The sequence below is a fragment of the Cellulophaga omnivescoria genome (assembly GCF_001999725.1).
In the GTDB taxonomy this organism is placed as follows: Bacteria; Bacteroidota; Bacteroidia; order Flavobacteriales; family Flavobacteriaceae; genus Cellulophaga; species Cellulophaga omnivescoria.
In genome coordinates this window covers 115,527-140,656 of sequence record NZ_MDDP01000050.1, presented here as the reverse complement: position 1 = coordinate 140,656, position 25,130 = coordinate 115,527, and the positions used below count along the sequence as shown (strand labels likewise).

General features: G+C 31.9%; 21 protein-coding genes. 6 read left to right on the top strand and 15 right to left on the bottom strand.

Features of this window, described 5'->3' with window-relative positions:
- The first annotated feature begins 1 nt into the window (after nt 1).
- Nucleotides 2-1,072: a mannose-1-phosphate guanylyltransferase gene (locus BFJ87_RS15945; RefSeq protein ID WP_077406941.1), complete on the top strand. Its 1,071-nt coding sequence runs from the start codon at nt 2-4 to the stop codon at nt 1,070-1,072.
- Between the two features lie 11 nt (nt 1,073-1,083).
- On the top strand, nt 1,084-2,589 hold the full coding sequence (locus BFJ87_RS15940; RefSeq protein ID WP_077406938.1) for a DUF389 domain-containing protein: 1,506 nt from the start codon (nt 1,084-1,086) through the stop codon (nt 2,587-2,589).
- Here the strand turns inward: BFJ87_RS15940 and BFJ87_RS15935 are convergent.
- A complete protein-coding gene (locus BFJ87_RS15935) occupies nt 2,586-3,353 on the bottom strand; it encodes an ABC transporter ATP-binding protein (protein ID WP_077406935.1) in 768 nt (255 codons plus the stop codon). The two genes, BFJ87_RS15940 and BFJ87_RS15935, sit on opposite strands and share 4 nt — an antisense overlap.
- Complete coding sequence (locus BFJ87_RS15930) at nt 3,353-4,090, bottom strand: MlaE family ABC transporter permease (protein WP_077406932.1); 738 nt, start codon at nt 4,088-4,090, stop codon at nt 3,353-3,355. Before BFJ87_RS15930 ends, BFJ87_RS15935 begins: the two co-directional genes overlap by 1 nt.
- Nucleotides 4,091-4,203: 113 nt before the next feature.
- Between BFJ87_RS15930 and pafA the strand changes: the two genes are divergently transcribed.
- Nucleotides 4,204-5,898: an alkaline phosphatase PafA gene (gene pafA / locus BFJ87_RS15925; RefSeq protein WP_077406929.1), complete on the top strand. Its 1,695-nt coding sequence runs from the start codon at nt 4,204-4,206 to the stop codon at nt 5,896-5,898.
- On the opposite strand, the gene BFJ87_RS15920 is transcribed toward pafA, so the two are convergent.
- The 4 genes from BFJ87_RS15920 to gcvP all read right to left on the bottom strand — a co-directional run bounded on the left by BFJ87_RS15920 (nt 5,895) and on the right by gcvP (nt 11,361).
- Nucleotides 5,895-6,746, bottom strand: a complete 852-nt coding sequence (locus BFJ87_RS15920) for a glycosyltransferase family 2 protein (RefSeq protein WP_077406926.1) — start codon at nt 6,744-6,746, stop codon at nt 5,895-5,897. The genes pafA and BFJ87_RS15920 overlap by 4 nt on opposite strands.
- Nucleotides 6,747-6,766: 20 nt before the next feature.
- The gene (locus BFJ87_RS15915; RefSeq protein WP_077406923.1) at nt 6,767-7,291 is read right to left on the bottom strand and encodes a class I SAM-dependent methyltransferase; all 525 of its coding nucleotides are present in this window, start codon (nt 7,289-7,291) and stop codon (nt 6,767-6,769) included.
- 1 nt (nt 7,292) lies between these two features.
- Nucleotides 7,293-8,351: a 3-oxoacyl-ACP synthase III family protein gene (locus BFJ87_RS15910; RefSeq protein WP_077406920.1), complete on the bottom strand. Its 1,059-nt coding sequence runs from the start codon at nt 8,349-8,351 to the stop codon at nt 7,293-7,295.
- Between the two features lie 157 nt (nt 8,352-8,508).
- The gene (gene gcvP, locus BFJ87_RS15905) at nt 8,509-11,361 is read right to left on the bottom strand and encodes an aminomethyl-transferring glycine dehydrogenase (RefSeq protein WP_077406917.1); all 2,853 of its coding nucleotides are present in this window, start codon (nt 11,359-11,361) and stop codon (nt 8,509-8,511) included.
- Nucleotides 11,362-11,496: 135 nt separating this feature from the next.
- On the opposite strand from gcvP, the gene BFJ87_RS15900 reads away from it, so the two are divergent.
- A complete protein-coding gene (locus BFJ87_RS15900; protein ID WP_077406914.1) occupies nt 11,497-12,321 on the top strand; it encodes a UbiA prenyltransferase family protein in 825 nt (274 codons plus the stop codon).
- Here the strand turns inward: BFJ87_RS15900 and BFJ87_RS15895 are convergent.
- Nucleotides 12,314-12,547: a hypothetical protein gene (locus BFJ87_RS15895; protein WP_077406911.1), complete on the bottom strand. Its 234-nt coding sequence runs from the start codon at nt 12,545-12,547 to the stop codon at nt 12,314-12,316. The two genes, BFJ87_RS15900 and BFJ87_RS15895, sit on opposite strands and share 8 nt — an antisense overlap.
- 2 nt (nt 12,548-12,549) lie before the next feature.
- Nucleotides 12,550-13,098 carry a sigma-70 family RNA polymerase sigma factor gene (locus tag BFJ87_RS15890; protein WP_077407158.1) on the bottom strand — a complete coding sequence of 183 codons (549 nt, stop codon included), beginning with the start codon at nt 13,096-13,098 and terminating at the stop codon, nt 12,550-12,552.
- Between the two features lie 71 nt (nt 13,099-13,169).
- On the opposite strand from BFJ87_RS15890, the gene BFJ87_RS15885 reads away from it, so the two are divergent.
- The gene (locus BFJ87_RS15885) at nt 13,170-13,529 is read left to right on the top strand and encodes a rhodanese-like domain-containing protein (RefSeq protein ID WP_077406908.1); all 360 of its coding nucleotides are present in this window, start codon (nt 13,170-13,172) and stop codon (nt 13,527-13,529) included.
- Between the two features lie 4 nt (nt 13,530-13,533).
- On the opposite strand, the gene BFJ87_RS15880 is transcribed toward BFJ87_RS15885, so the two are convergent.
- From BFJ87_RS15880 to BFJ87_RS15850, 7 genes are all read right to left on the bottom strand, one after another.
- Complete coding sequence (locus BFJ87_RS15880) at nt 13,534-14,421, bottom strand: TIGR01777 family oxidoreductase (protein WP_077406905.1); 888 nt, start codon at nt 14,419-14,421, stop codon at nt 13,534-13,536.
- A gap of 4 nt (nt 14,422-14,425) precedes the next feature.
- Entirely contained in the window at nt 14,426-14,824 is a 399-nt protein-coding gene (locus tag BFJ87_RS15875) for a hypothetical protein (protein ID WP_077406902.1), read from the bottom strand.
- Between the two features lie 11 nt (nt 14,825-14,835).
- Nucleotides 14,836-15,588: a methyltransferase domain-containing protein gene (locus BFJ87_RS15870; protein WP_077406899.1), complete on the bottom strand. Its 753-nt coding sequence runs from the start codon at nt 15,586-15,588 to the stop codon at nt 14,836-14,838.
- Nucleotides 15,582-16,316, bottom strand: coding sequence for a DUF2071 domain-containing protein (locus tag BFJ87_RS15865; protein WP_077406896.1), 735 nt, complete (start codon nt 16,314-16,316; stop codon nt 15,582-15,584). The genes BFJ87_RS15870 and BFJ87_RS15865 overlap by 7 nt, the downstream gene beginning before the upstream one ends.
- 1 nt (nt 16,317) lies before the next feature.
- Nucleotides 16,318-16,695 carry a DoxX-like family protein gene (locus BFJ87_RS15860; RefSeq protein ID WP_077406893.1) on the bottom strand — a complete coding sequence of 126 codons (378 nt, stop codon included), beginning with the start codon at nt 16,693-16,695 and terminating at the stop codon, nt 16,318-16,320.
- A 7-nt stretch (nt 16,696-16,702) separates the two neighbouring features.
- On the bottom strand, nt 16,703-17,206 hold the full coding sequence (locus BFJ87_RS15855; protein ID WP_077406890.1) for a GbsR/MarR family transcriptional regulator: 504 nt from the start codon (nt 17,204-17,206) through the stop codon (nt 16,703-16,705).
- Between the two features lie 175 nt (nt 17,207-17,381).
- Nucleotides 17,382-19,898 carry a leucine-rich repeat domain-containing protein gene (locus BFJ87_RS15850; RefSeq protein WP_077406887.1) on the bottom strand — a complete coding sequence of 839 codons (2,517 nt, stop codon included), beginning with the start codon at nt 19,896-19,898 and terminating at the stop codon, nt 17,382-17,384.
- A 225-nt stretch (nt 19,899-20,123) separates the two neighbouring features.
- Here BFJ87_RS15850 and BFJ87_RS15845 point away from each other — a divergent pair, with 225 nt between their 5' ends.
- A complete protein-coding gene (locus tag BFJ87_RS15845; protein ID WP_077406884.1) occupies nt 20,124-25,115 on the top strand; it encodes a DUF4132 domain-containing protein in 4,992 nt (1,663 codons plus the stop codon).
- Nucleotides 25,116-25,130 lie beyond the last annotated feature (15 nt).

Here is a 25,130-nt window from a genome sequence, read left to right as displayed (position 1 = left end):
AATGAATAAAAACTATTACGCAGTTATAATGGCAGGAGGTATTGGGTCAAGGTTTTGGCCAGTAAGTACTGCAGAATATCCAAAGCAGTTTCATGATATGTTAGGTTCTGGATTTTCATTAATTCAGAAAACATTTAATAGATTAAATAAATTTATTCCTAAAGAGAATATATTAGTCTTAACCAACGAGAGTTATAATGACCTAGTTTTGGAGCAACTACCAATGCTTAAACAAGAACAAGTTGTTTTGGAACCAGCTATGCGTAATACCGCTCCTTGTATTTTATATGCAGCATTAAAAATTAAAAAACAGAATCCTAATGCAGTAATGATAGTTGCTCCTAGTGACCACTGGATAGAAGATGAAAACGCTTTTGAAAATGATGTTAAACAATGTTTTGCAAAATGCGAGAATGAGGAGGTTCTTTGTACATTAGGTATAAAGCCTACATTTCCTAATACAGGTTTTGGTTATATAGAGTTTGATAAAAATCCAGACTTGGAAATTAAAAAAGTAAATCAGTTTAGAGAAAAACCAGACTATAAAACTGCTAAAGAGTTTATTAGTAAGGGTAACTTTTTATGGAATGCAGGTATTTTTATGTGGAGTGTAAAAACAATAGTTGATGCTTTTAAGGCTTTTCAGCCAGAACAATATCAATTATTTTATTCTGGTATGGATAGTTATAACACTGCAGAAGAAAAAAGTTTTATAGCAAATAATTATGCGTTAGCAGAAAATATATCTATAGATTATGCTATACTAGAACATTCTAAAAGTATTTATGTATTACCAGCTACTTTTGATTGGAATGATTTAGGTACTTGGGGCTCTTTGTATGATAAGTTAGATAAAAATGATAATAGTAATGCGGTAGTTGGTGCGCAATTATTAGACCGTAATGCAAGTGGCAACATTGTGCGCACTAAAAATGATAAAGTTGTAGTTTTAGATAGCTTAGATAATTTTATTGTAGTAGATAAGGAAGATGTTTTGTTAATTTGCCCAAAAGAAAAAGAACAAGATATTAAAGTTATTTTAAACGAAGTAAAAGATAAGTTTGGTAAGTAATACCATTATGTATGAGTAATAATACAGAGCAAAATAATAGCGTATCTGGCAACGATTCATCAGACAACGTAAAAAAAGATTTTCAAGGTTTACTTGGGTCTACTAAAAAGTTTTTAAAAGAACTTTTGGATATTCGAAATAACACCGACCAAGAAGCTACTAGGGAATCTATAGTGGCAGATATTCCTTTTAAAGGGCATACATCTTGGATTTTAATTTGCTCTATTTTTATAGCCTCTATTGGTTTAAATGCCAATTCTACTGCTGTGGTTATTGGAGCCATGTTAATTTCACCACTAATGGGACCTATTTTAGGTATGGGTTTGTCCTTAGCCATTAACGATATTGATACACTTCGTCGTTCGTTAAAAAACTTTGGAGTAATGGTGGTATTAAGTATACTTACTGCCTTTTTGTTCTTTAAATTTTTTCCTTTACGTGATGAATCCTCTGAGCTGTTAGCGCGTACAGCACCAGATATTAGAGATGTACTTATTGCTTTTTTTGGTGGTTTAGCCTTGGTTATTGCACGTGCAAAAAAAGGTACTATAGCTAGTGTTATATTTGGAGTAGCAATTGCAACAGCTTTAATGCCTCCTTTATGTACTGTAGGTTTTGGTTTGGCAATTGGTAATTGGGACTATGCTAGTGGTGCTATGTATTTGTTTATTATTAATACTATTTTTATAGCCTTAGCTACATTTTTGGTCATAAAAATATTACGCTTTCCTATGGTTCGTTATGCCAACTCTGAGCGTCGTAGATTAATAAGTAGGCTTGCTTCTATAGTTGCTATATTGGTTATGGTTCCAGCTAGTTGGACATTTTTTAAGGCTTGGGAAGAGTCTAAATTTAAGAGTCAAGCGCAACAATTTATATCAGAAAATGTTGCTAAATATAAATTCTCGGGTAATGGGTTGTATTTAAATAATTTAACTAATATAGAATATCACGGAGGAGACACGTCTTTGTTTGATAAAATATTTCGTAAAAATAAGAACGAGCAAAAATCTGTGATAGAAGTAATGTTTATGGGTGAAGAGTTGGTGCCAGATAATATTATTGCTAGTTGGAACGAAATTAAAAATGAGGATTTTGAAGAGTTACAAAATACCGAGTTAAAAATAATACAAGGTTCTAAAAATAAGGAAGTAGACCAAATAAAATATGTAGACGAGTTATACCAAGCTAAAAAGGCTGAGCTAATGGGTAAAGAAGAAAAAATTGCCTTGTTAGAGAAGGAACTAACTCAACTACAAAAAATTGTATCTAAACAAATACCTTTTAATGATGTTAGTGCAGAGGCTAAAGCTAATTATGAAAACTTAGCATCTATTGGGTATTCTTACACTATACGTACAGATTTTAAAAAAATAGATACTATTCCTGTTTTTGAAATTAATTGGAAGCCTAAAACAAAATCTAAAGACAAAGTAACTGATACTAAAAAAATATCAGATTGGTTAAAATTAAGATTGAAAGATAAAAATATTCAGGTTAGAGAATTAGCTAATTAATTGCGTTCTTCAATATACATTTGTCTTACTTTTTTAAACAGCTCAGAAGAATAAACAAAATCTGTAACAGCCTTATTGTCTGTTTTAAAAATTTCTTTATTTGTTCCTTCCCATTCTTTATGTCCGTTTTTTAGAAAAAGTATTTTTTCTCCAATTTCCATAACAGAGTTCATATCGTGCGTGTTTATTATAGTAGTAATATCGTATTCCTGTGTAATTTCTAAAATAAGATTGTCTATTAAAATTGCCGTTTTAGGATCTAAGCCAGAGTTTGGCTCATCGCAAAACAAATATTTAGGGTTCATAACTATTGCTCTTGCAATTGCAACCCTTTTTTGCATACCTCCAGATATTTCTGAAGGATATTTGTGGTGAGCATCTATTAGGTTAACACGTTTTAAAACGGTGTTTACCCTATCTTGCATTTCAGATTTAGACTGCTTTGTAAACATTTCTAAAGGAAACATTACGTTGCCCTCTACCGTTAAAGAGTCAAACAAGGCACTTCCCTGAAAAACCATTCCCATTTCTTGTCTTAAATTCCTTTTTTCATCTGGGCTTAAATCGTTATAAATATTTCCATTATAACTTATATAACCTTCGTCTGGCGTAAATAATCCTAGTAAACACTTTAAAAAAACTGTTTTTCCAGAGCCACTCTGGCCAATAATTAAGTTTGTTTTTCCTTTTTCAAAGTCTGTAGTTACTCCTTTTAATATATGCGCTTCACCAAAAGATTTGTGTAGGTTGTTTACTTCTATCATTATCCTAATAATAATTGGGTTAGTATGTAATTTAAAATAATAATAGCAACACTGGTCCAAACAAAGGCAGTGGTACTTGCTTTACCCACTTCTAATGCTCCGCCTTTCATAAAGTACCCATGAAAAGAAGGTATTGTAGCAATTACAAAAGCAAATATTATAGATTTTATAAAGGCATATGTAACATGGTACGGAATAAAATCTAACTGTATTCCCTCTATAAAACTTGCACTTGTGGTAAACCCGCCAAAAACACCAGCTATCCACCCGCCAAAAATACCAACGTACATTGCAATTGCAATAGCAAAAGGGTAAAGCATTAACGCTATAATTTTGGGGAATACCAAATAGTTTAAAGAGTTAACACCCATAACCTCTAAGGCATCAATTTGTTCTGTTACACGCATTGTACCTATACTAGATGTTATGTATGAGCCAACCTTACCAGCCATAATTATAGAGGTAAAAGTAGGAGCAAATTCTAGTATAACAGATTGTCTTGCGGCAAAACCAATTAAACTTTCTGGTATTAAAGGGTTTGTAAGGTTTAAAGCAGTTTGTATGGTTACCACACCACCAATAAAAAACGAAATAAATATAATGATACCTAAGGAACCAAAAACCAATTCGTCTATTTCTTTTAAAATAAGTTTTTTCATAATAGACCATTTTGTAGGTTTTCTAAAAACCTCTTTAATCATTATAAAATAACTGCCAATAGATGCTATGTAATTCATATAAAATAGACTTCTGTTTGTAAAAATAATAATATTAACTCTCATTTGACATTCAAATAAAAAAATTAAAAGTTTATTTATTTACTTTTACGCTATCAATAAAATTATTTACAATGAAGAGAAGGCTATTTGTTGCATTATTAGGTGTTTGTTTTATAGCAAACACGGGCGTTATTAATGCACAAAAAAAATCTAAAAAAAGAAATAAAAACGAAGTAGAGGTGCAAACTTCTAACCCAATAAAAACCACTCCTAAGTTAGTGGTGGGTATTATTGTAGATCAAATGAGGTACGATTATCTTACGCGTTTTTACAATCAATACGGAGAAGGAGGATTTAAACGTATGATTAATGAAGGTTTTAATGCTAAAAATCATCATTTTAATTATGCTCCAACAAGTACAGGTCCTGGTCATACCTCTGTTTATACTGGTACTACACCATCTATGCACGGTGTAATAGGTAATAATTGGTATGATAAAGATTTGGGTGTAAATGTATATTGTGCTGGGGATAGTAACTATAGCTCTGTAGGTACAAGTGGCGCAGAAGGGAAGATGAGTCCACACAGAATGTTAACTACAACTGTTACAGATCAATTACGTTTACATACTCAAAAAAAAGGTAAAGTAATAGCTGTAGCAATTAAAGATAGAGGAGCTGTATTACCAGGTGGCCACGCGGCAAATGCTGCGTATTGGTTTGTTGGTAAAGATGAGGCTAACTTTATAACTAGCTCTTATTATATGAATAGTTTACCTGCTTGGGTTAATAATTTTAATGCTTCTGATGCTGCGGAGAAATATAAAAAAACATGGAATGCATTAAGAGATATTTCTACTTACCAGGAGAGTGGTACAGATGAAAATAACTATGAAGGTAAGTTTAAAGGAGAAACAACAACTTCTTTTCCTCATAACTTACCAGCAATTTGGGATCAAAACAGAGGTTTTGATATTATAAAAGCAACTCCTTACGGTAACAGTTTAACAGCAGATTTTGCTATAGCTGCCCTAAAAGGTGAAAATTTAGGAAAAGATAATATAACAGACTTTTTAGCCGTTAGTTTTTCTTCTACAGATTATGTAGGACACCAATTTGGTGTAAACTCTAAAGAAATTGAAGATACTTATATACGTTTAGATCAAGATTTAGAAAGATTATTTAACCAGTTAGATACAGAAGTAGGTAAAGGAGAATATACTGTTTTTTTAAGTGCAGACCATGCAGCAGTGCATGTGCCTACTTATTTAAAAGACAGTAAAATACCGGCTGGTTATGTTAACTATAAAGAAATAACTACTAAATTAAATGAATGGGCTAAATTTAAATTTGGATCTGAGGATTTAATTAAAAACGTTTCTAATGATCAGGTATTTTTAGACCATAAGGTTATTGCTAATCTTGATTTAGACCTGCAAACAGTGCAAGAAGCTTTTGCGCAAGAATTACTAACTTTTAATGATGTAGATAAAGCATATACAGCATACCAAATGTGGCAAAATGAATATACTAAAGGCCTACCATACATTTTACAAAACGGATACAATCAAAAACGCTCTGGAGATGTAATCGTGGTTTTAAAACCAGGAATTATAAGCTATTCTAGAACAGGTTCTACACACGGCTCTCCTAGGGTTTATGATACTCATGCGCCTTTATTATTTTTTGGAAAAGGAATTAAAAAAGGAAGCACAGTTAAACTTACAGAAATACCTGATATTGCACCAACAATTTCTGCATTGCTGGGTATTGCTGCGCCAAACGGTACTACTGGCAAACCTATTGAGGCTGTTTTAGAAAACTAAAATAACTTATGCTTTATATTCTTCCAACGAAGATCACGAATAAAATTGCCTTCTTTTGGTGTTACCAAAAAGGGCAATTTTTCTTTTTTAGCATTTGTATAGCCTGTTAAATTATCAAAAAAAACAGCTGCCTTTTTCTGTTTTAAAGCCATTTTTAAAGATGCAATACAGCTAATTGTAAAACCATAACGCATACGGTACATTGCTTGGCCTTGTAATAGTTTAGCTTGCTTGTTGTATGCATTTCCTGTAGGTCTAAGATGTTTAACTCGTAAATTATTGTCTGTAAAAATTGTAAAATTATGGTATAGTGCTAATAGCTCATCTACGGTGTCCCAACCCATAGCACTACGTAAACCATTAATTTGTATAAAACAAGATTTACGGTAAGCTTTAAATGCACCACGTACGTGGTCCTTGTTCATTGGGTGGTTTAGTTTCCATTTGCCATCCTTGTCTTCTTCGTAAGCAAAACCGCCAGCTATACCAATTTTTTCATCAGACTTAAAAATAGAAATAATTTTCTCAAAATAATTTTCAGGTAAAATTATGTCTGCATCTAATTTTACAATAAAATCATAGTCGTTATCTGTTGCAGCCAAGCCCTTATTAAAAGCATTTACAACCTTACTACCAGGCATATGCTTTGTAGACGAAGTAGTGTTTATCTTTTTAAAAATTGAATGTTTTTTTACATACTGGTCTATGATAACTTCTGTAGTATCTGTAGAGTTGTCATTTACAATAATTACCTGTTTTGGTTTTTTGGTCTGATGAAGAATAGAATTTAGTGTTTTTGCAATAAAGGCCTCTTCATTATGAGCGGGAATTATAATGTAGTACATCATATTTAAAAAGATAAAAGATATTATTTTTTTCTTTCTGCATATACAATATAATATCTAGGTGTAAAACTACGTAGAATTGGTCTAATGCCAATTTTATTTATAGGATTAGTCCATTTGGCAGAATCTTTTATCTCCCAGCCAGCTTTTTCCAATAACCAGTCAAACTGCCAATCTTCAAACTCGTGGTAGTGTCTATCCCATTTATCAGTTTTACTTCTATAGGCAGGAGCAAACCATAAGTTAAGCGGAATGCTAGCAACAAGTTTATCACTCTTTATTTCTTTTAAAATATTAAGTGGAGCTAATAAATGCTCAAAAATTTCAAATGCAGTTACAACTTCTGTTTTAGAAGTAGTTACAGAAGAAAAATCTACGTCTAAATCTTCTCCGTTAGTATTTGTTACGTTAAAACCCTGCGAGGTCATTAGTTTAGATAAAGGGTTTGTAACTCCTAAATCTAATATACTCTCTGTGGTATTAATGTGTTTATTAAGAAACTCTAGCGTATGCTTAAAACGTTTGCTAGGATATGTTTTTTCGTACATTTTAATATCTGTAAACTATGGCATTGATGTTCATACCAGCGCCAACACTCGCAAATATAACAACATCTCCTTTTTTTACAGCGTGATTTTCTAATTTTCCTCTCTTAACCAAATCAAACAAGGTAGGCACGGTAGCAACAGAGCTGTTACCAAGCTTGTAGATATTCATAGGCATAATATCTTCAGGCATTGGTTTGTTGTAAAGTTTATAAAACCGTTGCACAATTGCTTCATCCATTTTTTCATTGGCTTGGTGTATAAATATTTTTTTTACATCATTTATATCTACACCACTTTGGTCCAAACAATCCTTCATAGCTTTTGGTACGTGGGTAACGGCAAACTCATATATTTTGCGCCCATGCATTTTTATGTACCTAGTATTGTTGTTTTCTTCCTTGTTGTAAGATTCTCCAAAAAATAAATAGTTAGCTTCGGTAAGTGCATACGTTGCTGCGTTATGAGCTAAAATATTACCAGTATTTTTAGTGTTTTCTATAATTGTTGCTCCGGCACCATCAGAATAAATCATAGAATCTCTGTCATATGGGTCTATTACTCTAGACAATGTTTCTGCTCCAATAATTAAACATCTGTTGGCAAGTCCTGCTTTTATAAATGCATATGCTTGTATCATTCCTTGTATCCATCCAGGACAACCAAATAATATATCATACGCTATGCATTTAGGATTTTTAATTTGTAATAAATGTTTTACTCTAGAGGCTAAACTAGGTAAAGTGTCTGTTTGTGTTTGCCCATAGTTCACATCACCAAAGTTATGAGCAACTATAATATAGTCTATAGTTTCTTTGTCTATTTTGGCATCGTTAATAGCTCTTTCTGCAGCTAAATAGGCAATATCAGAAGTGTTTAATTCTTTTTTTGCATACCTTCTTTCTGCTATTCCTGTTATTTTTTTAAATTTTTGAATAATAACCTCATTAGAATTAGGAATAGGAGACCCATCTGTATTTAAAAAAGTATGGTTAATAAAGTCTGTATTTAAGGTAGTTATGGTAGGTATGTAGCTACCTGTTCCTGTAATTCCGATATGCATATTTAGATTTTAATTTAACAGGTTGAAGTTACAAAAAACACTTTTAAAAAACTATGCATGCATAATAAATTGTATGATGTTCAAGCGTAATAATAGAAAATAAAAAAACCGCCTAAAAATCTCTAGGCGGTTGTTAAGTATTGTATTTGCAGTGTTTTTACGCTTCCATATAAGCTTCAATAGGGGCGCAAGTACAAATTAAATTACGGTCTCCATACGCTTCGTCTACACGTCTAACTACAGGCCAAAATTTATTATCTGCAATGTGCTCTAACGGAAATGCTGCTTTTTGTCTGCTATAAGGAAAATCCCAAACATCATTAGTAACCATATCTAATGTATGTGGAGAGTTTTTTAATACATTATTTGGATTGTCTATTGTAGCTTCATCAATTTCTGCTCTAATAGACAGCATAGTGTCACAAAAACGATCTAACTCAGCTAAACTTTCACTTTCTGTAGGCTCTATCATTAATGTGCCAGCTACAGGGAAAGATACTGTTGGTGCGTGAAAGCCGTAATCCATTAAACGCTTAGCAATATCTGTAACTTCTATTCCGTTTTGTTTAAATGGTCTACAGTCAATAATCATTTCATGAGCTGCTCTTCCTTTTTCTCCTGTATATAAGACATCAAACTTACCACTTAATCTTTCTTTAATGTAGTTAGCATTTAAAATTGCTATTGATGTAGACTGTCTTAAGCCTTCTTCTCCTAGCATTACAATATAACCGTAAGATATAAGACAAACTAATGAGCTGCCCCATGGAGCAGAAGATATTGCTGTAATAGCTTTTTCTCCTCCGGTTTTAATAACTGGGTTGCCCGGTAAAAACGGTACCAATTGAGGAGCTACACAAATAGGGCCAACACCAGGACCACCACCACCATGTGGTATAGCAAAGGTTTTGTGTAAGTTAAGGTGACAAACATCTGCTCCAATATTACCAGGGTTTGTTAAACCAACTTGTGCGTTCATGTTAGCACCATCCATATAAACTTGTCCGCCGTTATCATGTATAAGTTGTGTAACTTCTTTAATAGAAGACTCAAAAACCCCGTGTGTAGATGGGTAGGTTACCATTAAGGCCGCTAAATTATCTTTATGTAATTCTGCTTTTTCTCTTAAATCATTTACATCAATATTTCCGTGCTCATCTGTTTTGGTAACAACCACTTTCATACCAGCCATAACAGCAGATGCAGGGTTTGTACCGTGTGCAGATGCAGGAATTAAACAAATGTTTCTGTGCGCTTCGTTTCTAGACTCGTGGTAAGCTCTAATAACCATTAGACCAGCATACTCTCCTTGTGCACCAGAATTTGGTTGTAAAGATGTTGCTGCAAAACCTGTAATTTCACTTAAATGATCTTCTAATCTTTTTAATAAAATTTGATATCCTTCTGCTTGGTCTACAGGAGCAAATGGATGAATATTACCCCATTGTGCAGAACTTAGAGGAAGCATTTCTGATGCCGCATTTAGTTTCATAGTACATGATCCTAAAGAAATCATAGAATGGTTTAGTGCTAAATCTTTACGTTCTAATTTTTTTATGTAACGCATTAATTCTGTTTCTGAGTGATAAGAATTAAAAACTACGTTTTCTAAAAATGGAGTGTTACGTTGTAAAGTAGCAGGAATAACAGTTTGTACATCTTTTGTAAATGAAGCTGAATTTTCAACTTTATTAAGTTCAGCAAAACAAGCAACTATTGTAGCAAAATCTTTTTTAGATGTTGCTTCGTTTATAGAGATAGATACAGTAGTATCATTAATATAGTTAAAGTTTATTTTTTTGCTTTCGGCAATTGTTTTTAGAGCATTAGCATCCTTAACTTCTACCTTAATAGTATCAAAATAAACAGTATTAAGTTGTTTAAAACCTAACTTTTCAATTGCTGTTGCAGTATTTATTGCAGTGTTGTGTACTTTGTTAGCAATATACTCTAATCCTTTTGGACCGTGATATACTGCATACATACCAGCCATAACAGCTAGTAAAACTTGTGCTGTGCAAATATTAGATGTAGCCTTGTCTCTTTTAATATGTTGCTCTCTGGTTTGTAAAGCCATACGTAAAGCAGGTTTACCATCTGTATCTTTAGTAACACCAATAATTCTGCCAGGAATATTTCTTTTGTAGGCTTCTTTTGTAGCAAAAAAAGCAGCGTGTGGGCCGCCATAACCTAATGGAATACCAAAACGTTGTGTGGTGCCAACAACAACATCTACTCCAAATTCTGCAGGAGCTTTAAGCTTTACTAAGCTTAGTATATCTGCAGCAACGGCAACTTTTATGTTGTTTTGGTTGCAATTATCTACAAAACTAGCATAATCATTTACTTGTCCGTATTTACCAGGGTATTGCAATAACGCACCAAAATAATCTGCTCCAAACCTAAAGTCTTCATGATTACCAATTACAAGTTCTATACCTATTGGTGTAGCACGCGTTTGTAATAAAGATAAAGTTTGTGGTAGTATTTCTTCAGAAACAAAAAACTTAATTACGTTTTCTTTTTTTTGTGGCCTGCTACGTACATCAAAAAGCATTGCCATAGCTTCTGCAGCAGCAGTACTTTCATCTAGTAAAGATGCGTTAGCTAACTCCATACCTGTTAAATCGCAAACCATAGTCTGAAAGTTTAATAAAGCTTCTAAACGACCTTGAGCAATTTCTGCTTGATAAGGAGTATATGCAGTATACCAACCTGGGTTTTCTAGAATATTTCTTTTAATAGGAGAAGGTAATAGCCCTTCATTATATCCTAAACCTATGTAAGATTTAAAAACTTTATTTTTGTCTGCAAGTTCTTGTAAGTGCTCTAAATATTCATTTTCACTTAAAGCTTCAGGTAAATTTAAATTGTTTTTAAGCTTAATATCGTCTGGGATAGTTTCATATATAAGCTGATCTAAATTTTTAACTCCAACAGTTTTAAACATCTGCTGGTAATTATTTTCATTTATACCAATGTGTCTTAGGGCAAACAAATCTGTTCTCATATTCTAGAGTGTTTTTTATAAAAAGATGCGCAAAATTAATGATAATTTTTTTCAAAATTGCTAAATTAGAAGCTACATCATCTAAAGTTTTTAACGATTAATTAATGTTATGAACACTTTACTTACATTTGTGTAATGAAACTAGTTAAACGATTTTTTAATTTTTATTTAGATGCCAGCATTCATGTAGCTGCTTCTGTATTTTGTTTGCTAGAAATTACAGCCATAATTTTAAACATAACCATAAACCAAAATCTAGCTTATTTCTGTTTTTTTAGCACCATTGCTTGTTATAATTTTATAAAATACGGGGTAGAAGCCAAAAAATATATTTTGGTAGCTAATAAGTATCATAAAAATATACAGGTATTTAGTTTAATTGCACTAGGGTTTGCCGTCTATTTTTCGTTTTACTTACATAAACATGTATGGTACTGTATGGGTGCTTTAGCTGTGTTTACTGGTTTGTATGCGCTACCTGTTTTGCCCAAAGCTAAAAATTTAAGAAGTTTTGGTGCGTTAAAGGTTTTTATGGTAGCCTTAGTTTGGGCAGGTGTTACTGTGTTGTTACCTGTTTTGTCTGCTAATATGGGTATAACTAAAGATGTTTGGATAGAAACTTTTCAGCGTTTTTTAATAGTTCTAGTGCTATTAATGCCTTTTGAAATTAGGGATTTGAAGTACGATTCTCCTGCTCTTAAAACGATACCACAAAGGTTTGGAGTAATACACACTAAAATAGCGACTGGTATTGTAGTTTTAGCTTTCTTTTTTGTAACCTATTTAAAGAACAAAATAACACTTTTAGACCTAGTAGTAAAGGGTGTTTTATTTATAAGTTTTGGTTTTTTGGTTCTTTATACACAAGGTAAACAAGGAAAATATTTTGCTTCTTTTTGGGTAGAAGCTTTTCCTATATTTTGGTTTGTTATTGTTTATATAACTAGTTTGTTTATTTAGTAACTTCTTTTTGTAGCTTTTCTTTCATTTTAATCTTTTCTTGTTCGGTTAAAGATTGTAAATGAGCTTTTTGGCAAAGGGACGTAAATTCAGAATTTCTTTTAGAAAACTGAGGACAAGTTTTACATATTAATAAGTGAAACTTAAGATTAATCTTTTCAAAGAAAGAAGCTTCATTGTATTGTAGTTTGTTGCAGATTTTAGCTGCTTTTTCGCAAGAAATCATAATTAAAACCAATTAGTATTTAAGCATCCCATTAATGTTGTTCTGGCTCTATGGATTATTACCCATAGGTTAGACGAGTTAATGCCAAGTTCATTACAAATATCTTCTGTACTTATACCTTGTATTGTTTTCATTTTAAAAACCAATGCTTGTTTCTTAGGCAATTTAGCAATACAATCTTGAATTGCAAGGCCTAATTCTGCATTTTCTAAATCACTATTATCTAATTTACTGTATGGATCTGCTACTTGCTCCTCTAACCAGTCACCTTCTGAGTCTATATTAGAGTTGTAAGACATTCTAACCTCTGCTTTGCCCTTGTTAGAATTTATTTTACGGTAATGGTCTATTACTTTTCTTTTTAAAATAGCAATAAGCCACGTACGTTCAGCGGCATCTCCTTTGTAATTTTTAGCAGATTTTAATCCTGCAAAAAAAGTTTCTTGTACTAGATCTTTAGCAATTTCAGAATCGCTTACTCTAGCTACGGCATAATTAAATAAATAATCTGCGTAATTATCTACCCAAGTATCTGGATTAAGGTGGTGCATTAGTTCTTGTTGATTTTTCAAATGTAGGGGATTTTAATTAATTTGTTTAGTTTTGAATAAAACAAAATTCTATGAAACCTTTTTTTAATTCACTGTTTATACTCCTGTTTTTAACTGCTTGTTCACAAAGTAAATCAAAACATATCACAGAATTTTCACAAAATGATATAAAAAACGCTCTTTTAATAGATGTACGAACTTCTGATGAATACGGTTTGGGTCATTTAAGCAATGCTAAAAATGTAGATGTGTTGCAAAATACATTTGCAAGTTATTTTGATAGTATACCAAAAACCAAAACAATATATGTATACTGCAAAAGCGGAGGCAGAAGTGCCAAAGCTGCAGCAAAATTAACAGAGATGGGGTACAACGCTATAAATTTAGAAGGAGGTTATGACGCTGTAAAAAAGGAAAATGCTACAAAATAAAAATTTATTTTAGCAAGTTTTTTAATGCCATTTCTAACGTTGCGTATTTAAATTTAAATCCGTTTTTAATTAATTTTTCTGGGTAAACATCCATACTATTTAAAATTAAACTTGGCTCTGTACCAATTATAAAACCGCCTATTTTTAACATCCAACTATAAGCAGGTAATCCAAAAGGTACTTTAAGTGCTTTTCTAATGGTAGCCATTAATTTTTTATTAGACTTTGCATCTGGAGCAGCAACTACAATTGGTCCTGTTATTTTAGTATTCTCGATAGCAAAGTTTGTTATTGCTACAAAATCTTTAATGTGTACCCAGCTTACCATTTGTTTTCCAGAACCTTGTTTGCCTCCTAAGCCTAATTGTGATATTTTTTTTAAAGGAACTAATGCACCTCCGTTTTTTCCAAAAACCAATGATATGCGTAGGGCTATTTTTCTTGTATTTACATTTTTTATACTTTCAAAAGCCTTTTCCCAAGCTATACCAACATCTAACATAAAATCTTCTCCATTTTCTTCTTTATTTGGGTGAGATATAGCAGCAGACGAAGCATTTAGCCAAACCTTTGGAGGGTTATCTACTAAGTTTATGGCTTTGCCAAGTGCCAGAGTAGAGTCTATTCTGGAATTTAAAATAAGAGCTTTATTTTTTTTTGTAAATCTACAGTCTACAGATTTGCCTGTTAAATTTATTAGCACATCTGCATTATTTAAACAAGAGTGCCATGTACCAATAGTTTTAGCATCCCATTGTACATAATTAATATTTTTTGCTTGGTAAGGTTTGCTACGTGTTAGCACTATAATTTCAGTAAATTTACTAGTATAGAAATCTAGTAATTCATTACCTAAAAAACCTGTGCCACCTGCAATTACTAGTTTATTCATAAATTTAATTGTTAAAATAAATGGTGAAAAATACTGTTGTTAAATATACCCAAAATACACTGAATATAATATGAATTATTGTCTCAAATTTTTTGCCTTTCCATAGTTTTTTAGAATACACAAAAAATTGAAAAAATAACCTAAATGTCCAAAATATAGCTAAGCCTAGTGTAATTTTATTTCCTAAACCGGTTTGTATTAATTGTGTTGCAGATGTTACACATAATAAGCCCATTAAAAAAACGGTTAACGCTATAAAAAAGGTATGGGTAGACATCATTTGGCGATTAATTAAGCTAAGGGGTTGCAGTTCTATTTTCCAGTTAAAGTATTTTGGAAAAATTATATGAATAAAAGCTAATAACATTAATAATGAGCCAATAATATGTAAATGTGTTTGCATAGCTTGTGTGTTTAATTATTACAGGTAAAAACCGACATAAATGGTGTAAATTTTACTTCTTCAATTTTAGTAAACCCAGATTTTAGTAATGTATTCTTCCACGTTTTTTTACTAAAAAAATGGGTAAATCCTACGGAGAATGCTAAAAAGTTGGGTATATCTCTTAAATGCTCTACCATTATTATTTTTCCATCTTCTTTACAAATTCTTTTGCATTCTGTTAAAAATACTTGTTTTTCTTTATTACATCTTATTTCATGCGCGGCAGATAATAAAAATACAAGGTCTGTGCTTTTGTCTTTAAGCGGAATTTTATTTGTTGTAATTTGCTGTGTATTTGGGTATGTTGTGGTAACCTTCCGTGCGCGTACTATGGCAGGTTCTGTATGCTGTTTTTTATCGTAAAAATCGAATACTTTTATTTCAGATGTTGGAAATTTGTTTTTTATAATAAAACTTGTCTCATCAAAACCAGCATTAATATTTACAATTTTTTTTACGCTAGCATTGTTATTTATATGTGGTTGCAACCATTTAAAACTGTAGTAGCCGGAAAAATCGTAAACATATGCAGAAACTAGGAGAGGAGTTACTAAGCCATACGCAAATACCCCTATTACAAACCATAAAAACAAGTTTGGTAGTTTTAAATTAGTAATAATAGTAATTAAGGTTACTAATATTAAAAACCCAATTACATAAAAATGCCTGTTAAAGCTTAAAATGTTTAGAACTCCTTGAAACTTTTTTCTGTTTGCTACCATAATTCTAGTTTTCCTTTTTTCCAGTAATACGGAATATTTTTTATACTAAATGCATTGGCTAAAACTGGATTTTTAAATCCGGCTTCTTTTAAAAAATTAAAGTGATATTTATTTATGTGTATAGGAATGGGTTTCCAATTTTGTCGTACACCTTCAATAATTAAAATGCTATTTTTTTCTTTACTGTATGTAAAAGTAAATGGTAATGGACCTGCAAACCTACGTGCTTCTTTGTAGGTGTTAAAAGGTGAGTTTTTAGGCAGATTAACATTGGTTAAATTATTATTATAATCAATTTTAAAGTTAGATTTTAAAGAGGTTATTTCTGTTTTTTTATCTCCTTTTTTAATTGCAATGTCTGTTGTGGTGTAGTTGTAATGTGTAAAAATGTTACCCATAAACTCCATTTTCTTTTTATTGGTTTCAGACTTTAAAATGTACAATCCTCTTAAGCGTTTGCCTGCTTTATTAGTGTAGGTAACAAAAACTCTATAGCCTATTAAAAAAAAGTTATTACCCATAAATTTAGGCAACCCTTTAGGTCGTAAATCTTTTGTTTGTACCATTGCAACAGCTACAAAAGCCCATTTGTCTTTAAAGGTGTCTAGCTGTAAGTGTTTGGGTATTTTGCCTTGTAATTCTTCTTTAGGTAATGCAAAAGTAAGTACAGTAGAGTTTGTAAAAAACGCTTCAACCGCAAACGGATGATTTTTTAATGATGCTACCATACTAGTTTGTTTTTTTTAAATGAAATTCATTGTAAAATATCACACAAATTAAAAGTAAAGCAAAGACTATATTGTTTTTACCCCAAAGCAATAACTCTGGCACTAGAGCAAATTCTAAAATATTCATTACTACTATTATTAGCATTTGTAGCATTGCGTTTATTCTAGATTTATATCCGCTAAAAATCCAAACTGCCATAATTATTTCTGCAATTCCAATGCTAATTGTAAGTTCACTAGCGTAAGTATTTCCTAAAATACTACCCACAATTTCCTTGTGTCTAGGTACTAGGTTTAATACTTTACAAAACAAACCATTAGCAAGCCAAATAAGCCCAATATCAATAGTTACTATTTTATTTAAGATGTTTTTTTGCATTGTTGGATTAGCTAAATATTTTTAAAATGGATTTTGTAATCCAGTTTTGCTGTTGATTAGCCATTTTATTTAAAAGACTATCTGCAGTCTCTGTTAACTCGCACATAGCTTTAGTTTGTTTAATAAACTCATCTGTTTCATTTGTGCCATCAGGAGTTATGTTGCTAACTTCTTTTAATACTTTTATGGTTGGTTGTAGCTCCCTTCGGCTACGTTCTTTAGCAATAATGCGTGCTAATTCTTGCACATCTTTTTCAGTTGTAAAATATTCTTTACGTTCGCCAGCTTTAAACTCCTTACTTACAATTCCCCAGTCTATAAGTTGTCTTAAGTTCATACTTGTGTTACCTCTAGAGATTTTTAATTCCTCCATTATTTCTTCCATAGAAAGTGGTTCTGCAGAAATAAATAAGAGCGACTGTATTTGTGCCATTGCTTTGTTTATACCCCAAAGCGTACCTAAACTACCCCAAGTGTTTATAAATTTAGATTTAGCTTCTGTGTAGTTCATCTTTTAAAAAAACTTAAATTCATCACAAATATATATTAAATATTTTAAAGTTTCAGTAATTATTGAAACTTTAATTATCTTACAATGTAAAATAACTAACCTAGTACTGTTATTTTTGGTACAATACTAGGTTATTATGTGCTTTTAAATAAGATTAAAAATATTAACAATATGATTATAGTTCTATTTTAAAAGGCACTTCACTATCTTCCTCATCAAAATTACGTTGAGACACTAATTTATGTTCTAATGGCTCGTAAAGTTCAGATTTCATATTACTTCCATTAAATTTAGAGGTCCAATACACTAATTTTAGTAGGTTAAGATTTTTAAAATCGTCAGATACTTTTTCTGAAAATTCACAACCACTAATACTTAATACTTCAAGCTGTGTTAATGTGGCTAATTCTACCGGTAAAACAACTTGTTTAAAGTTATTTATTCCTAAAACACGTAGATTTTTTAGATTCGAAATCCAGGTTGGAATTTTTTCTTCTCTATTGTGTGCTCTAATAAAAAGTGTTTCTAAATTTAATTCAGAAATTGATTCAGGATATATACCTCCATTTTCATCTAAACCTTCTAACCAAAGGTGTTTTAAAGTATTCCAACACGATATCACTTCAATACTTTCATCGTTAATATGATCACAATGTATCAGTTTTACAGCTTCTATAGTATCAACGTTTAGGTTGTCTATGGTTTTAAGAGCTACACTCTGCATTCTTAACTTTTTAAGCTGAGGCAAATTTACAGCAGGAAAAGTATCAAAACCTTTGGCTTCAAATATCCCTAAAAACTCAAGGTTTGGTGTGTGTATTAATAAACGCTCTAAGGCATGGGTAGTTCCGTTATAATCATCTATTCTTAATACTTTTAGATTTGGGTGTTTAAAGGCAGTTAAAGCATTGTTTTGTTCAGGGTTATCTTTATTAAATGTGATGCTAAGACTTTTTAAATTTACTAAAGTTTTAAGTAAGCTGTCAAGCTTACTTGCATCACTTGTAAATTCATAAGATTCAATTTTTTCTGGATGCCTAAAAGTTTCAAAATTTAAAACATTTTCTACATCATTATTTCTATGTCCAAGATTAAATTTAGCAGCACTAATTATAGTGTGAAATTGCTGTAAATTGAGTATTTGAGTTGCTTTAACTTCCATACTAAACACATTAAACGGTTGTGATCCCGCTTCTATACCTTTAATTTCAGAAATAGTTAAATTGGTAATATGCTTAGGTAAGCAATCAGTATTTAAAACCAGTGCACTTGCATTTTTTACAACAAGTTTCTCTAGCTGTTTTATTGTTAAAAATACTTTGGGGAAGATTGTTACTGGTGCTTCCTCATCTTTATGGTGCCATTCTTTAGAACGATACACTTCTAAAGATTCTAATTTTAAACATTGCTCTATGCCTTTAAATAACCAATCTAATTTATGCTCTAGCCTGTAAGTAAGGTGTTTTAGGTTTTTAAATGCAGCTAATGTTGTTGTGTTTTCTATTTTAGGAGCTTCACAGTTTACAATTATAGTTTCTAAATTAGTAAAAAACGAGGCATTATCTAAAACGTAATTCAACAATTTAGGCGTGTTTAATTCTATTGTTTTTTGTTGGGTTTCCCTAGTCATAGGTGCAATGTTAATATTGCTATTACCTATTTTAGTGACCAATTTAGGTTTGGACGCATCTCCAAAAAACAAGGCCGCTGATATGGTATCTATCTTCGGTGCTATCAGCTCAAAATGTTCTAATTTGGGTAAATCTTCAAAACCATTTGGTAGGCTTGTTATGCTTTTGGACAGCAACATAAACCATTCTAGTTGCTTTAAATGACTAACATCTTTAGGTAATGCTGTTAATTCATCCAGGCTAAATAAATCCATACGTTTTAAGGATTCTGGAAACACGACTTTAGACAAATCTTGAACACCAACATATTGTAGTTTCAACGCTTTTAATTTAGTTAGCGCTGTAAGCCAATTAAAGTCATTTAAATTCAGGTTGTCAGTAGAGTTTCTAGACCAGTAAGCCCCTTCAATACCTAATTTTTTCAAAGAAGTTAATTGCGACATTGTACTGGGGAACCTTTTTAAACAAGGCACTACAAGCTTTAATTTTTTTAAATTGGGTAAATTACCAATAGCCTCAGGTAATTGTTCAAACTCACCTTCTAAATCCAATGTTTTTAAAGCTGTTAGTTTTGGTATTTCATTAAGGATATTATCATAGGTATTGCCTTCGCCTTTTAAATGAATCTCTAGACTTTCAATCCCATTAAAGCGTCCTAAAATTTCAGGATGTTCTAACAACTGAACCAAAAACTCTTTCGAGAAACTGTATAATCCCAATTCTGGCGCTCTACTAATAAGGCTATAGAGTTTAAACAGGTCTAAGTCTTCTGAAAGCAATCCATATTCTAAAATGCTAATTAGTCTTGCGTTTACAGATTTTATCCCTCCTTTTTGGGTGAGTTTTTTTCGACTCTTAAAAGCGAGTTGTAAAGCTTCTGGTGCCTGTTTTTTTATGATATTGGCACATTCGGTTCTAATTTGCTTGTCTGCTGTAGTCTTTGCAATTACAAAAATTTCATAATAAAAATCCTCAGGATAGTTGTTGTGGGTTTTAATAGTTTTATAAGACTTTTCAATTTCAAAAAAATTAAAAACAGGGGTATTTGTTGTTTTTGGCATTGCAATAATTAAATTTTTAGACTTACAAACTTAGAATATAAGTAAATAGGTTTTCTAACGGTATTCAGTGGAGCTAAAATATCCCATAATTCAGGGATAAAAAATGTTTTTAGTCTTAATAATTTGCAAAAGTTTTAAGATGAAACAAAATAAGAACTTAAAGACTTAGTTTATATTTAAACCATTGTAAACAAAGCCTAAATTTAGAAAAGAATAAAACCTATTATGATTCCATTTGAAAAAGCAGAAGAATACGTAAAAAAGCATAAAAAAGAGGCTTTAACAGAGAACGATTTTCAACAATTTAGTTACAAGTATGAGGTATTAGGATTGTTACTTGCAGATTTGCTTAACCCTAAACAAAGACATGAGACATTAACCATATTTTCTAATGTTTTTGATGATCCTACAACTGTAAATCCATGGACAACAAAAGAAGGTTTGCGCTTGGGTATTTTGCTTTACGGAGAAGTACAAGCACCATATTTAGCAGCTATGTGGAGCTTATTTGATTATTTACCGTACCAAACGGGTTATAATAGAAGGGCTTTTAGAGTTAAGCCTAATACAGAACATTTGTACAATAAACTTAATTTTTTTAGAAATTTTTTAAAATTAAGTCGCCGTGGTTTTGGTAATTTATCCTTGGTAGAACAGTTCCAGTACAGTACTTATTTTGATTATAAGAACAGTTACTTTTTTGCAACAGTTTTACAGCACAAGCCAGAGCTGGTTATTAATGTTGTTAAAGATGTTTTTCAGGCAGAAGATGAAATAGGTGGAGTTAGTAGAGATATAATAAAGGGATTATTATTAACCCAGAAGGAAGAAAATTGGGAGCTAGTTTCTAAGTTGCTATTGGCAGCACAACGCCAAGAAGGTTTAAGACAAACTATTTTAGAATCTCTAGATGAAACCAGTGTTGGGGCTCTAAAATATATGATTAAAGTAATTTTAGATAACGATTTAATGCGCTTTAGTAGTGTAGTAAGAGCAGTAGATACTTGGTTTGGTTTTGGTTGGGAAGCACCTAAAAAATCTACTATAAAAAGAATTTTAGAACTAAGTGAGGCTCATATTTTAAATCTTAAAAATGTAGAAAACTTATTAAAAAGCAATGATAATTTAGAGGTATACGTTGGTCTTTGGGTAATTGGTTTAGTAGATGTAGATGTTGCTAATAAAAAGGCTTTAGATATTGTATATACCTCAGACAAACTAGATAAAAAATTACTAGCCCTATATTTTGTAAAACAAACAGAACGTACAAATAAATCTATAGTAGAATATTACAAAAAAGAGTTGGGTAATAACCCAGCTTTAGATTACTGGTTAAGCTTAAATTTACCAGCAATAGAAATAAACAACGAACTTTTTGCAAGAATACAAACTGTGGCGCAGTCTTTACCTAAAGATGGCAAAAGTTACCAAGGTATGGTATTCTCTTGGAACAATTTTACTGTAACACCAAATTATTTTTACACGCTTATAGTAAATAATGCATCAGAGGAGCAATTACAATTATTATCTAATGATTTAGATAAGCTACCATCAGAAATTAGAGAAAGTTACATTAGAAAAGTATTTCCAAATCACTATACATATTCTTTTGGTTATAATTACGGAAGTAAAAAGCCAGGTACACTTATTTTATCTAAAGATGCGTGGCGTAGACAATTGGCACACCAAGCAATTAAGGATAGAAACGAGTCTGTAATGTCTACCGGTTTAACCGTTTTTCATCATATGCCTTTATACCAAAAAGATTTAGATGTAGTGGAAGATTTATTTGGTCGTAAAAACAAAACGTTACGTTCTGGCTTAATAAAACTTTTAATTAAACAACCAGAGGGTGTTTTTAAAAATAGCACACAAAATTTAATTACAGCTAAAGCAGTAGATAAACGTTTGGCTGCTTTAGAAATACTAACCTTAATAGAGGAAGAAGAGCAATATCCAGAATTTGTAGAAGAACAAATTAGCTTGTATAAAGAGCGACCTAAATTTACTAAAAACGAAAGTGTATTTTTAGATAAGTTTTCTAAAACTAAAATAGGATACACCTATAGTAATGGGTTTGGTGTTGTAGATTATAATAACCTAACACCATTATATACACCACAAGCTCAGTTTAATAACAGTAAAGGTTTTCTTGGTAAACTTGGTATTTCTACAGCAAAATTTAAGTTTAGTAATTTTATAAATGAGCGTAAAATAATAAGTGCTATAAATAATTTAATAGCATTGGTTTATGAACATAGAAATTACGAATACAAATTAGAGGCTTATGATGGTAGTATAACAACAACTTTAATAGCCAACACAATTCATGAAATTAAAAAGTTTAGAGCAGAGATGTCTGCAGAGGAACATCTACATAATATACCCTTAGCAGATGTTTGGATAAAATGGTATAATGATAGTAAGTTAAACGATTTTGAAATGTATGCAGCTATTAAGTACATAAATACATTTACTGCTCCCTATAGCAATTACAAAAAGCTTCAAGACTATGTAAAACAATACACTCCTAACTTAGAGGGTATAAAATTAGACCCTGCAGACCGTAGTTATTACAGTACAAACGCTAGGTATACTAAAATTTTAAGACGCTTGTTTAGGGCTTTTGCAGATAGGCCTGCCGTATTGAGCTTTAAATTAAGTATGTGGGAAGACGCCATTGCAAACTTTCCAGAGAGGCTAAAAAAAGAAAAATTCACTTATGGTGAAGGTTATAGGTATAACAATTATAATTGGGTAGATGTTATAAATGGTTTAGTGGTTGTTATAAATGAAGAAGAACTTATAAAATTTGGAGATTTAAAGCAACTAAAAAAATACTGGGATATAAAAATGTACATTATGGCTCAGTATATTGGTTATCCAAATTCAGTTGCAAATATTGCTGCAATTACAGAAAAAAGAAAAACCGATAGAGGTTTACAGTTACCGCTTTTAGATGTTTCATTGGTTTTGTATCAAAAAGGCCTAATTACTAAAGACGATTTACTTTTTCAGGCTTTAAACTCAAATGAGTTAATGTCTATTTTAGATGGCGTACAAAACTACAGAATACGTAATGGTAATTTAGATGTAGACTTGGTTCCGTACGGAGTTTTAAATGCTTTAAAAACAAACATACTTTCTACAGAGTTAGAGCGTGGAGATTTAGCAACAGATGCTACAGCTTATATTTCTAGTTTTTCAAAAATAGAAGGTGTAGACTATGTTTTTAAGGTGCTACAGCGTATGGGTAAAGATACTTTTGAGCGTGGTTATAGCTATTATGGAGACACCAAAAAATCTACTTTTAGTTCTATATTAAAAAAGAGTGCCTTAAAAGAAACAGAAAGTTATGCAGACTTTGTAGCACTTGCAGATGAAGCTAAAATTCCTAAGAAAAGATTAGTAGAGCTTGCTTGCTATGCAACGCAATGGGCAGGTTTTGTTGGTGAGTATCTTGGACTAGAAAAACTAGAAGATGCTGTCTGGTGGTTTCAAGCACATGCATCAGATTATATGAGTAGCGAAAAAGAAACCATTATTTCTAGGTATTCTAACATTCCAAAGTCCGACTTTGCAATTGGTGCCATAGATATAGACTGGTTTAATAAAGTATACAAAAGTATAGGAAAAGCCAATTGGAAAATTCTGCATGATGCTGCCAAGTATATTACAGATGGTAATGGGCACAGACAAGTAAAACTATACTCTAGTGTAATGCTTGGTGAGGTTAAAATTACTGAAACACTAAAGAAAATTAAAGAAAAAAGAGATAAGGACTATGTGCGTGCATTAGGTTTAATTCCGCTTAGTAAAACCATTCCAGAAAAAGATTTATTAAAACGATACAACCTATTGCAAGAGTTTTTAAAAGAAAGTAAGCAATTTGGTGCTCAGCGTCAAGAGAGCGAGAAAAATGCTGTAGAAATTGCATTAGACAACCTGTCTAGAAACGCAGGTTTTCAAGATCGTGTACGTTTCAGTTGGGCTATGGAGAGTAAAGCAACTTTAGCAATAATGGAAAATGCTGTTTTAAAGTTTGATGATGCCGTTATAGAACTAGTAATTACAGACAATGGTAAAACAGACATTATAGTTACTAAAGGCAATAAAAAACAAAAGTCTATACCAGCTAAGTATAAAAAAGACAAGCAAGTATTGGCCTTAAAAGAAGGCAAGTCTTACTTGTCTAAACAATATAGTAGAACTCGTTTGTCTCTAGAAAATGCAATGGTAAATGAAGACAAGTTTACCGCAGCAGAGATACACAAAATAATGCAACACCCAATAGTTAAAGTTATGCTTAGCAAATTGGTATTGTTTGCTCCAGATAAGCAAATCTCTGGTTTTTATGCAGACGGAGTGCTAACAGATACAGAAGGTAAAAGGCATATTTTAAATGAAGATGATGTCTTGGTAATTGCACATCCATCTCACCTATACAAAGCCGTACAGTGGGATTTGTACCAAAAACACCTTTTTGCAGAGCGTTTGGTGCAGCCGTTTAAGCAAGTATTTAGAGAGCTATATTTGGTTACTAAAGACGAGCTGGAGCTAGGGTCAAAATCAGAACGTTACCAAGGGCACCAAATTCAACCACAAAAAACCGTGGCATTATTACGTGGTCGTGGTTGGACGGTTAGTCATGAAGACGGGTTACAAAAAGTATATCATAAAAAAGGATTTATGGCAACAATGTATGCCATGGCAGACTGGTTTTCGCCAGCAGATATAGAGGCGCCAACTTTAGAGCACATTGTATTTTATTCCTTAGAAAATTACAAGCCAATTCCTTTAAAAGATGTGCCGGCAGTAGTTTTTAGCGAAATTATGAGAGACATAGACCTTGTGGTAAGTGTTGCCCACGTTGGTGGTGTAGACCCAGAAGCTAGCCATAGCACTATGCAAATGCGTGCTGCATTAGCAACAGAGTCTGCACAGCTGTTTAAACTTAAAAACATTACAGTTAAAGAGCGCCACATTCTGGTTGCAGGTACTTTGGGTGAATATAGCATACATTTAGGAAGCGGACAAGTAAGTAAAAATGGCATACAATTATCTATAATTCCTGTACATAGTCAGCACAGAGGACGTATGTTTTTACCCTTTGTAGATGATGATCCTAAATCGGCAGAAATTATCTCTAAAATGAAACTTTTGTCCGAAGACAACAAAATACAAGATCCAACCATTTTAGCTCAAATAAATAGCTAATTTTTAAATAATAAG